Below are 12,256 nucleotides of genomic sequence, written 5' to 3'. Positions count from 1 at the left end.
ATGCGTTGTTTTTCTTTGAATATGCTTAGATATAGCCCACAAAGCGGTTTACAATAGAATTATTAAAGCGCTTCCATTAGTATCGGATCGCTCTCAATCACCACTTCGGATGTGTACGAACGAGAGGAGAATACAGATGCTTCAATTAAATTATGACAGGGAAGAGATCGTAAATATTATCGACAAAGTCGTCAAAAAAACAATGGCAATGGACTTAACTTGGGACTGGCCTTGCGGTGTGGCTTACTATGGTGTATCTAGAGCCTATCAAACAACAGGGAATAAAGAGTATCTGAATATGCTGATTCAGTGGGCAGATGAATATATAGAGCTCGGCCTGCCGCATTGGACGGTAAACACATGCGCTATGGGTCATATGCTGATCACATTGTATGAGGAAACAGGGGATCAGAAATATTGGGATATTGTGATGAGCAAGGTAGATTATCTCCAGAATCATGCGCTCAGGTTCGGGGACAATGTTCTGCAGCATACGGTATCGGCTAATAATGATTTTCCGGAACAGGCATGGGCGGATACTTTGTTTATGGCGGCATTTTTCCTGCTCCGTGTCGGAACCAAATTAAAAGATGAAGAAATGATCCAGGATGCCCTAAATCAATATTACTGGCATATCAAATACCTCCAAGATCCTAGCAGCGGTTTCTGGTACCATGGCTACAATCATGTCAATCAGGATCACATGTCCGGATTTTTCTGGGGGAGAGCCAATGCTTGGGGAGCCTACACCATGTCACAAGTAAAAATGCTTTTGAAAGATTGGTATTTGTACCCGCAGTGCATGGATGTAGAGTGTTCACTTCGGGATCAACTGGCGGCACTGAAGCTTGTTCAAACAGAGAACGGCTTGTGGCGGACGGTACTGGATGACAAGGATTCCTATGAAGAAGTATCTGCATCTTGTGGTATTGCGGCTGCTATGATCAATAACGGCAATCCGCTGCATACCAAATATGTACAAAAGGCACTGGATGGCATCGTGAGTAATATTACCGAAGATGGAAGAGTACTAGGTGTATCAGGCGGTACGGCAGTGATGAAAGACCGAGAAGGATATCGCAATATTCCAAAAGACTGGATTCAAGGCTGGGGCCAAGGCCTCGCACTCTCTTTTCTATCCGATATGCTTACATAGGAGGAATCAACCTTGTCTAAAAAAACAACGGGATCCTTTACTCTGCCAGGTGAATCTGGTTATGAGGCACTCACGCTGCAGTTAGCAGAGCGGTGGGGTGCGGATGTAATTCGTGATAGTGACGGTACGAAATTATCCGATGAGATTATTAATGCGGGATACGGTATTTATTCTACGATTTGTATTATTAGAGATCATAACGAATGGGCAAGTGAGAATCTTGATAAGCTGCAGCAGTGTTTTTTAATTACGGGTCCGAAGGTAGCTGTACAAGACTATATCTCCATCTATCTAATGGAAGATTTCTTTGACGAACAATTCAGAGTTAATGACTCCAAAGAGGCGCTAAAGTATTGGCAGGTGTATGACCGAACAACCGGAGAAGAAGTTCCTAGAGAACAATGGAATTACGAAAGAGAATCAGGAAACGTGGTCATTACCGGACTTGTTCCTTGGCATAAATACACAGTAAGCTTCATGGTCTACCGGATCTGGGAAGAGATCTCCATGTATAATCACACAACGAATCATTGGGACAAAGAACATTTGATGCAGATCGATCCTATGTATACGGATACGCAAAAATATCTGCTGGAGTGGATGGAAGATTGGTGTGAACAGCATAAGGAGACAACGGTTGTTCGTTTCACCTCTTTATTTTATAATTTCGCCTGGATCTGGGGCAGTAATGAGCGCAATCGCCATCTGTTCACAGACTGGGGATCCTATGATTTTACAGTAAGTTCAAGAGCACTGGATCTGTTTGAAAAGAAATATGGTTATTCGCTCACGGCCGAAGATTTTGTGAATGGTGGGAAATATCGCGTCAGTCATATTCCGGCGGAGCAGCGGAAGCTGGACTATATGGCCTTTATCAATGATTTTGTCATCGAATTCGGGAAGAAATTAATTGATATTGTGCATAAGCATGATAAGCTCGCGTATGTCTTTTATGATGACAGCTGGGTGGGTATGGAGCCTTACAATGACCGCTTTCAGGAATTCGGTTTTGACGGGATGATTAAATGTGTATTCTCTGGTTATGAAGCAAGGCTGTGTTCCGGTGTGAAAGTAGATACGCATGAGATACGGCTGCATCCTTATCTTTTCCCGGTTGGTTTAGGCGGGCTTCCTACCTTTATGGAAGGCGGGGACCCTACGCTTGATGCCAAAAAGTATTGGATTAATATCCGGCGCGCTTTGTTGCGTGAGCCGATTGACCGGATTGGACTGGGTGGATACTTGCATCTGGTAGAGCCATACCCTGATTTTTGTGATTATATCGAGAAGATTGCCAATGAATTCAGAGAGATTAAAGAGCTGCACGATAAAGGAAAACCGTATCATATCAAGACAAAAGTAGCTGTTCTGCATAGCTGGGGCAAGCTGAGATCCTGGACATTGTCAGGGCATTTCCACGAAACGTATATGCATGATTTGATTCATATTAATGAAGCTTTATCGGGACTGCCGATTGAAGTTCAGTTCATTGATTTTGAAGATATCCGCCAGGGCGTATTGCAGGACTGTGATGTAGTCATTAATGCCGGGTCTGCTGGTTCAGCTTGGAGCGGAGGCGAGCACTGGAACGACCACAAGTGTGTGGACTTACTGACCAAGTGGGTGTATGAAGGCGGTACCTTTATTGGAGTTAATCAGCCTTCGGCAGTAGAAGGGTATGATACCTTTTTCAGAATGTCACATGTTCTCGGTCTGGATGAGGATACGGGCGCAAGGGTAGCTCATGGTAGATGGGCATATGAGGCTCAGGATGAGCATGGTTTGGTACCTGAAGGAGCTAGCATAGCACCAAAGAGTAACATCTATCTTACTGATGGTTCAGCTACAGTTGTTGATAAAGCGAGTGAAGTATTAACACTCTCGACGCATGCTTTTGGAAAAGGGAAAGGGATTTACCTTCCTTCTTTTGAATTCAGCTTGGAAAACACAAGATTACTGCTGAATATCATTCGTTATGCCGGCGATGAGTTACATGAAACGAAATATATTGCAGATAACCTCTATACAGAGTGTGCTTACTATCCAGAAAGCAAAATATTAGTTGTGATTAACAACAGCGATCAAGTTCAAAGAACGACCATTGATACGGAATATGGAAAACAAACCATGGAGTTAGAGCCGTATGACACGATGATTAGAACGATTGATGAATTGGCGATTCATATAAGCGAGTAGGTCATCGGTTAGTAACACCCATTTTTAATCCAATGTCTAACGATAGGGATGCACTTCTCATAGAAGTGTATCCTTTATCGTTAGATTGTTTTTATTTTAGCAATTTACTCATCGTGGGTATTTTCACTCTATTCGCAACTCAGAAGATTTCCGGAAAAGTTGTAATGATCCTGCTATTCAAGATAAGCTTGTATAAAGTACATAATCAACAAGAAAGGCGTGATCATATGAATATATATGAAACGATGCATTCAGGAGAAATTTATAGCTGTACCGATGAAGATCTGATGAATGAACAACTGAAGTGTCTGGAGAAGCTGTATGATTTTAACGCGACCCGTCCATCTGAAGGAGAAAAGCGCCAAGCGCTTTTGAAAGAAATGTTTGCTGAAATTGGAGCAGACTGCTATATTGAGCCTCCGTTTCATGCGAATTGGGGTGGTAAGCATGTACACTTTGGAAGCCATGTGTATGCTAACTTTAATCTGACGATGGTAGATGATACGCATATCTATGTCGGGGATTATACAATGTTTGGTCCAAATGTGACGGTTGCTACCGGAGGTCATCCCGTTTTGCCCGAGCTACGTGAGCCTGTAACACAGTTCAACATACCGGTTCATATCGGGAAAAATGTATGGATTGGTGCGGGCGCTGTGATTCTTCCAGGCGTGAAGATTGGTGATAATACGGTGATCGGTGCAGGCAGTGTAGTAACCAAGGATATTCCAGCTAACGTGGTTGCCGTTGGGAATCCTTGTCGTGTACTTCGCGAAATTAATGAGCATGACAAGGAGTACTATTATAAAGATAGAAGAATTAATATAAAAAAAGATACCGTTTAGAATCTTTGATGATCATACGCGCAATAATGAAGTCGCCAATAGGGCGACTTTTTTTTGTTGTCTTTAGATTAGAAATCTTTCGCCCAAACCACATTTTAGACAATCTCATACACTCTTCTTTCCTCCTCTTAATCACAAGATCCATGCCTAGAACAAAGCAAACGAATAATATTTGATCAAAAAATGAATTCAGTCTAATAAAAAAGTTTATATTGTTCACTGAAAATCCATTTGCTATAATCAATCCCATATTAAGTAAGATAAAGTAACATATACTAAGTGTTGGGGGAGATGAATTATGAAAAAACGTAATGTGTGCAAAGTTTTTGTTGCTTTATCTTTTTTTCTTTTGGTGAATCCGCATTATGGGGTTATTAATGCTAACACAGACGAAGTGAGTAGTATGCCGAAAACCCATTATCTCGCAGCAAATGCAGACAATATCCGCTGGGGTAACATAGGTATAGGTGAGCCTGTCCTTACCGTAAACTCAGGAGATATAGTTACCGTCGAGGCGATTACCCATCATTCTGGGGACGACCATGAACGAATGATTCAAGGGGATGAAGGAGTAGAGGACATCTACCACTGGAACGAAACGGAACAGAACGTGGCCGATCGTGGCCCGGGTGTACATATTATGACAGGACCGATTGCAGTAGAAGGAGCTGAACCGGGAGATGTGCTTGAAGTGAAAATACTTGATATGAAGCTGCGTCCGAACGGGAATGAACAGTATGCAGGTAAAACCTATGGTGCCAATGTTGCTTCGAGATGGGGATACTTATACGGTGAGATGATCGAAGAACCGATTAAGCGTGAAGTGATAACGATTTATGAGATGGATTCTGCTGGGGGAACAGACTATGCAAAGGGGTTGTACAGTTATAAATGGACACCTCAAACTGATCCGAATGGAAAGGTACATCCAACGATGGATTATCCCGGACTTATCGTTGATCCTAATACAATCGAAAGAAACAATAACGTATTAAAAGATGTTCAAATTCCGGTAAGACTTCATTTTGGAACGATGAGTGTAGCACCGAAAGAAGCAGATGTTGTGAACTCCGTTCCTCCCTCTTATTACGGTGGTAATATTGATGATTGGCGTGTTACAGAAGGGGCTACCATGTACTATCCTGTTTCTGTTCCTGGAGCACTCTTATCTATAGGTGACCCGCATGCGGGGCAAGGGGATTCAGAACTGAATGGAACAGCGATTGAAACTTCATTAACCGGCGATATTCAGATTATCTTACATAAAAAAGCATCGCTGAATAACAAGCTGAGCAATCTTAATTTTCCGTTATTAGAGAATGAGAATGAATGGGTAATCCATGGATTTAGCTATGCGAACTACTTAGAAGAGCTGGGGGAAAATGCTCAGCAGGATATTTATAATAAATCATCCATCGACAAAGCGATGAAAGATGCTGCCCTTAAGACGAAGGCTTTTCTGATGAAAGGAATGAACTTAACAGAAGATGAAGCGTACTCTTTTATGTCCGTGTCCACTGATTTTGGTATAACGCAAGTCGTGGATGCTAACTGGGGCATTCATGCGGTAATTCAGAAAAAAGTATTTGGAGAATCAGAGCGTAAACTCGTACAGCTGCGCACAAGTTTTGAACAATTTGGTTCAGTGGTGGAATGGGAACCAGCAGCAAGAAAGATTACGATCCGCTATAATGGGAACTCACTTACAGCAACAATCGGGGAAAAGACAGCCGATTTTAATGGAGAGAGGATAAAGTTGATTGCCCCTATTGAAACGATAGATAATCAGGCTCAAGTTAGTGAATATTTTGTTAGTTTCTATAAAGCAAAATTATCAAAGACGGAATAAAAAAATGCCCCCAATGGATCAGCTACATCCTATGGGGGCAACTTGGCGTTACAATTTATTTTGCACTTGGCAATATTTTATTGAGTACAATCGCGGCAACCGAGGCAACGAGAATAGGAGAGCCTAAGATATATTGCACGAAAGTAGGCATTGAAGATAAGAATTCATCTGGAACAAGCACTAAAGCTAATGTGAAAATCATAGGAATCGCAATGATGTACATTTCTTTTTCACCCATGCTTTGATTCTTCATTACCTGTAGTCCGTTGATGGCAATGATTCCGCAAATGATGGAGAACACGCCCCCGATGACTGCAGATGGAATCGAAGAGATGAGAACAGCAAGTTTACTGAGACAACCGAAGAGGACGAACCATCCTCCAACCGCTAGAAAAACACGGCGACTGGCAATACCCGTGATCGAAATAATACCCGCATTTGTGGAATAACCGGTAACCGGAGTCGAACCGAGCAGGGAAGCAACAAGACAGCTGATTCCTTCGCCAATCACACCTCGGTTAATATTTTTATCCGTTAACGGGCGATCAATTACGTTGCTGATGGCAAACCAAGTACCTGTTGTTTCCGCCATCAGTACGAGATAAACAATGACCATCGTAATAATAGCAGAGAGATTGAACGAGAACCCAAAATCTTTAAAAGGAATCTGCGGCATGCTGAACCATTTGGCATTTGCTACGGCTGAGAAATCTAGGACTCCCATGAAACTCGCTGTAATACATCCAGCGATTAACGCCATAAGTACGGATGTGATTCGGAAGAAAGTACCTTTCTTACCTAAAAGAGAACCGAGAATAACAAAAAACATAAGTACAGCGCCGGTCGTAAGTGCTAGTAGTACATTTTGCTGAATCGTAGCACCTGAAGCTTCATAGATATTATCTTGCAGAGCAACAGGCAATAAGGAAAGACCCACATTAAAGATAATGGTACCGCCTACGACAGGCGGAATGAAGTTTTTGACAATCGTATTATAAACGCCGGTAAAACCTAACCCGATTACAAGTAGGGAACCGACTAAACTTGCACCTAGTACGGAACTCCAACCTAATTCCCCGCCGCCGCTAGCCGCATAAATACTGATGATAGCAGCAAGTGGAACATAAGAAGGTCCCTGGGCCATAGGCAGTTTCATACAAAAGTAAGATTGTACGATCGTTCCGATCCCCGCAGCAATAAAAGTAGATTGAATCAAAGCACTCGACTGATTGGATTGTAATCCAAGTAAAATCGCGATCAGGAAAGGCACCACATAGATATCCATAGCGAGTACATGTTGTAAACCTAGGAAAGTCGATTTTAAAAAAGGTACCTTCTCATCGGGTAAGACTGTTAGATGTTGTGATCTCATTTCCGTATTATCTTGATGCTCTACCTGTGTATTCAATCTGATGCACACCCCGAATTTTCTATTTATTTTCGTTCTTACCGTGTATGAACTTTCTCGCCTTGTACCCAGACTTCACGGATATGTTCAGGCCTTACAAGGTACATCATTTTTTGGAAAACATCATGCAAGTCTTCATTCTGGTTAAAGATAGGTAATTTAGCAGTGGGTAACTTCGTGTCGATCACTTGTACATCCCATACATAGTTTTCTTTAATACGACCGATTGGTAAGCTTAAGCTTTCCCCGCCGCCAGCCGTAGCGAGATAGAACGCTTCATCAACGGTAATTCGGGAATTAGGTAAACCGCGATCTTCGGCAGGAAGGTTAGGGTTCACACCATCCTCCAGCATCCGAGAAGAGATGACAGTTTGTCTAATGTTATCGAACAGGCTAGGTGAGAAACCGCCTGATATATCCGATCCGAGTCCGATCTCAACACCCTTGGAGTGGAACTCTTTAACGGGAATTACGCTATTTGCAAAATAAGCATTGGATACAGGACAATGGGCTATGGCCGTTCCGGTCTCAGCGAATAATTGGGCATCATCGTTATCGAGGAAATTGCAATGAGCCATTACCGATTTATCACGGAGCAAACCAAAATCATTCAGGGCAAAAGCATCATTTTTATTAAAACGATCTTGTACATATTTATGCGCCCAGTCACTTTCACTGCAGTGAGACTGAACATAGGTATCATATTTAGCTGCGAGCTCTCCGAGTCCTTGTAAACCTTCATCTGTACAGCTTGGAATGAATCTTGGTGTCACTACGGGATAAACGCCTTGTTTGGTAGTTTTGGCTAGTTCCTGTACAGCGATAATAAATTCTTCCGTATCTACTAAAGCAGTCTGCGTATCCGCGTCCCGATAGTTTTCTGGATTGCCCTCTGGGTCGTCCATCACTACTTTTCCGACGAGACCACGCTGACCTTTACTTGCACAAATCTCAGCTAACAATATACTTGCTTCTTTATGCACGGTTGCAAAATAAAGAGCCGTTGTGGTTCCATTGGCAAGTAAGGTGCTTACCACATCATCATAGACTTCTTTGGCAAAATCGAGATCCGAGAATTTAGACTCTAGTGGAAAGGTGTAAGTATGTAACCAATCATAGAGTGGAATGTCGAGTGCCGTTCCAGACTGAGCCCACTGCGGCGCATGTACATGCAGATCGACGAAACCAGGCAAGAAATATTGTCCTTCATCTAGTGAATGGAAATTAGGTTTTCCTTGATACGCCTCTAATAATGTTTGATATTCTGGTTCAGTGGGTGCAACAATCTTTTCAATAATTCCATCTGTATTAATACAGAAAAGATAATCTTTTAGGATTTCAATTTCTTTGGGAGACTTACTGGTAAACGCAGTACCTTGAAATATTTGCATATAATTATTCATACTTACCGCCTTAATGTTCGTTTTTATGATGTATTTTGTTATTATAATCTGTGGAAAATGATTAGTCTATAATAAAAGGCGGCTAGTTGTAAGCTTTCGCCTTATGAGCAGTAATGGTTACATTAGCCGAGGTGAATGCTGATTTTCGTATCTAGTGAACGTTTAATAGGATGCGTTGTTTCATCTGCCTCTTAAATGGGTAATGAAGAACAAAAGTTTGTCCGAACCGGAGACCATAGTAATAAATATGGTAAGTTTCGCATGAACAGGCTATATGAATATGCTATGTGAATAATAGAATCTTTTGTAAATACTTGCTGCGTGCAGCAAGTATTTATTTGGTTACACTGTCCATTTTAATCGACCAGACATTGGGAAATGTCTTCATATAAAGGAGTATGTATTGTTGAAAAGCATCCAGAATCGCTTACTAATCTTGCTGCTTGTTTTTATTATTCTTCCTTACTTCCTTTCTGTACTGCTAATCTACCGGCAGACGAAGGAAAACGTGGAACAGCTTGAACTGGAGAATAGCACAGAGCAGATGCAACAAGCATCTACGGATATAGCACAATATTTTGATGATATTCTGAATCTCCCTTATCTTTTATATCGAAATCCGGATTTATTTCGCTTCTTTGAAGAAGGATTTGAAGACTCTCCTTATCTCAGTATGCGTCAAATCAATAAAGATATGATTCATTTTTATCTGATGAGAAGTGAGTTTCGCCAGATTCGATTTTATATCGAAGCAGAGCAAACTTCTTATTCTGTCTATAACGCGATGCTTAGTTCAGGGAAGCGGGACCCGGACATATTGAAACAAGCTTCGATCCAGAAGCTCCTGAATTCGGAGATGAACTATGTTATTGAACCGCCTCATCCGATTGTGAACTATAATAACACCTCTATTTTGCCAGAATCTGATCAATCGGTGGTTCTTACTATTCACCATAAAATCATGGATACCCTGACGAATGAATTTCTCGGGATCATCACAATAGATATGGATCTGGATCAGATCGCGAGTCTCGCAAATCATGTGCTTGCAAAAAATGAAACGGTCCTCCTGTCAAATGCAGAGGGGTACATTATATACACAAGTAATAATAACTGGACAGGCAAGATGGTCTCGGCTGAACTAGCGAATATCATCTATTCTTCTCCAACAGAGGCAACCGTTTCTGATGGAGATATTGTTTTTTCTAACCCATTGCAAGGGCCGATTAAAGATTGGCACTTTACGAAAATCACCTCAAGCGAATTATTATTTGAGAATGTGAGAACAACAGCCTACACAAACATCATCGTTGGTGTCATTGTGGGAGGTCTTGGTATGATTATGGTAGCCGTTATTTCCTACTATGTTACACGTCCGATTAAACTGCTTAGCCAAAAGGTACAGAGCATAGAGGCAGGAAATATGAATGCCCCGTTTAACGATAAACGAGAGGATGAAATCGGCATCCTGGAGCGGAATATCAAAGATATGATGAACCGAATTAATCGTCATATTGACCGGGAATACAAACTTGAGATAGAAAATAGGAAAAACCAGCATCGGGCATTAAAGTCTCAGGTGAATCCGCACTTTTTGTTCAATGCACTGCAATCTATTGCTACGGTTGCTCTTCTATCTGATTCACCAAAGGTCTACCAGCTCATCAACTCTTTATCTAAAATGATGCGTTACTCTATACGAGTCGATCAAAAAGCAACGATTCAGAGTGAAGTAGAGTATGTTAAAGCCTATCTTCATCTTCAAGAGGAGCGATTTCAGAATGACTTTAGCTACTCACTTGACATTCCTGAAGAAATTCTTGATGTGCCGGTTCCAAGTATGATTTTGCAGCCACTCGTTGAAAACTTTTTTAAACATTGCTATGACAAGGGATATGAACAAGCCTACTTACATATATCTGGCGAAATTCAAGGCGAGTATATCCATTTAGTCGTTGAAAATAACGGAAACAGTATGACCGCGGAGGAACTGAAATCATTACAAAATAACATTTATGCAGCCGCGAGTGAAGAGAACTATTCATTAGAACATATCGGTTTAAAAAACATTCATGATCGCTTGATTCTTCATTTTGATCAGTCAGCAGGAATCACAGTAGACAACTTGCAGGGAGAAGGATTCTCCGTACGGCTGGTGATTCCACGTAAGTACGAAGGAGGAGTAAGACATGAAGGCTCTAATTGTAGATGATGAAAACAATGTAAGAAAAATCATTCGTTTCTTGGGACAGTGGGAGAAACATGGAATCACGGAAATATTTGAAGCCAAAAACGGTATCGAGGCGAAACAGATTATTGATCTGGAGTGTCCAGAGATTATTCTAACCGACGTCAAAATGCCTAAAAATAATGGGATTGAATTAATTGAATGGTTGGGTGCCATTTCCTACCCGGGGAAAGTAATCATGATTTCGGGATTTGATGACTACTCTTATATGCGAAAAGCGCTTCAGCATGGATGCATCGATTATTTAATGAAGCCAATCGAAGATCAGTTGTTGAATGAAGCTTTGACAAGAGCGATAAATGCCTGGAAGCTGGAAGAGGAAGAACGCCGCAATGTGGAGTCCGGTTTCTATGAAGAGGTAAAATCATTTCGGTTGAATAGAGAGATTACCTCCGCTTGTAACGGAGAAAGTTTCGATTCGGATGCAATTGCTTCCTCTCTTCCGCAAGCGGATGCGTACGATCTTACATTATTGTATTTTTATCAAACGCATCACTCGGAACCTTACATACAGCATCTGAGCCGTGAACTAAATGCTCGAAAACTGGGGAATGCATTTACCCTTCAGCATGATCCGCATGTGAGTGTGATTCTATCGGCCGAGGGTCAGTTCTTTGAGGTGGAAGAATGGATTACACAGCAGTTTGATATTCCGGTACGTTTGGTCAGCGGGTATTCCATTCGTTCATTAAAAGAGATTGCATCCTCCTATCAATCAGCCCAGTGGTCTATGGCAGAACAAAATTATAGGGCGATTCACCGTTTAGCAGATCTTGATGATGCAAGACGTATGCAAGATATCGTTACTTTTGTAGAAGAACACTACATGGAAGATTTAAGCTTAGATAAGCTATCAACCCGATTTTTCCTAAGCCGTGAGCATATCTCGCGGCGATTCAAGCAAAAGGTAGGGATGACGCTCTCGAGTTACGTAATTCAGTTACGAATTAATCAAGCGAAACAGTGGTTAATTGAAACGGATGAGAAGATGTACTCGATTGCGCTGAAGCTTGGATATCAAGATGAAATCTATTTTTCTAAATTGTTCAAAAAGCACGTAGGTAAGACACCTATTGAATATCGAAATGTAGAACGGCAAAATAGGATAAACGGCGAAGCCAGAATGGCGAATGTATAAGTATATACAGCGG

The 12,256-nt window shown here is 41.5% G+C and carries 8 protein-coding genes; 6 read left to right on the top strand and 2 right to left on the bottom strand.

What is annotated here, in order from left to right; translation table 11 throughout:
• Window positions 1-136: 136 nt before the first annotated feature.
• The 4 genes from ACWPWY_RS15685 (at window position 137) to ACWPWY_RS15670 (ending at window position 6,046) form a co-directional block, all read left to right on the top strand.
• Entirely contained in the window at window positions 137-1,156 is a 1,020-nt protein-coding gene (locus ACWPWY_RS15685; RefSeq protein ID WP_454192504.1) for a glycoside hydrolase family 88/105 protein, read from the top strand.
• Between the two features lie 12 nt (window positions 1,157-1,168).
• Window positions 1,169-3,352 carry a 1,3-beta-galactosyl-N-acetylhexosamine phosphorylase gene (gene gnpA / locus ACWPWY_RS15680; RefSeq protein ID WP_454192503.1) on the top strand — a complete coding sequence of 728 codons (2,184 nt, stop codon included), beginning with the start codon at window positions 1,169-1,171 and terminating at the stop codon, window positions 3,350-3,352.
• 227 nt (window positions 3,353-3,579) lie between these two features.
• Window positions 3,580-4,197, top strand: coding sequence for a sugar O-acetyltransferase (locus ACWPWY_RS15675; RefSeq protein ID WP_454192502.1), 618 nt, complete (start codon window positions 3,580-3,582; stop codon window positions 4,195-4,197).
• 298 nt (window positions 4,198-4,495) lie between these two features.
• Window positions 4,496-6,046 carry an acetamidase/formamidase family protein gene (locus ACWPWY_RS15670; protein WP_454192501.1) on the top strand — a complete coding sequence of 517 codons (1,551 nt, stop codon included), beginning with the start codon at window positions 4,496-4,498 and terminating at the stop codon, window positions 6,044-6,046.
• Between the two features lie 55 nt (window positions 6,047-6,101).
• Here ACWPWY_RS15670 and ACWPWY_RS15665 read toward each other — a convergent pair whose 3' ends face one another.
• Window positions 6,102-7,418, bottom strand: coding sequence for a uracil-xanthine permease family protein (locus tag ACWPWY_RS15665; protein WP_454192902.1), 1,317 nt, complete (start codon window positions 7,416-7,418; stop codon window positions 6,102-6,104).
• A gap of 74 nt (window positions 7,419-7,492) precedes the next feature.
• Window positions 7,493-8,857: a guanine deaminase gene (gene guaD / locus ACWPWY_RS15660; protein WP_454192500.1), complete on the bottom strand. Its 1,365-nt coding sequence runs from the start codon at window positions 8,855-8,857 to the stop codon at window positions 7,493-7,495.
• Between the two features lie 406 nt (window positions 8,858-9,263).
• Here guaD and ACWPWY_RS15655 point away from each other — a divergent pair, with 406 nt between their 5' ends.
• Both ACWPWY_RS15655 and ACWPWY_RS15650 read left to right on the top strand, forming a co-directional pair.
• On the top strand, window positions 9,264-11,069 hold the full coding sequence (locus ACWPWY_RS15655) for a cache domain-containing sensor histidine kinase (protein WP_454192499.1): 1,806 nt from the start codon (window positions 9,264-9,266) through the stop codon (window positions 11,067-11,069).
• Entirely contained in the window at window positions 11,047-12,243 is a 1,197-nt protein-coding gene (locus ACWPWY_RS15650) for a helix-turn-helix domain-containing protein (protein WP_454192498.1), read from the top strand. The genes ACWPWY_RS15655 and ACWPWY_RS15650 overlap by 23 nt, the downstream gene beginning before the upstream one ends.
• Window positions 12,244-12,256 lie beyond the last annotated feature (13 nt).

This window comes from Paenibacillus sp. Marseille-Q7038 (assembly GCF_965111595.1).
The sequence above is the reverse complement of the archived record's forward strand: the minus strand, read 5'-3'. Positions and strand labels throughout refer to the sequence as shown.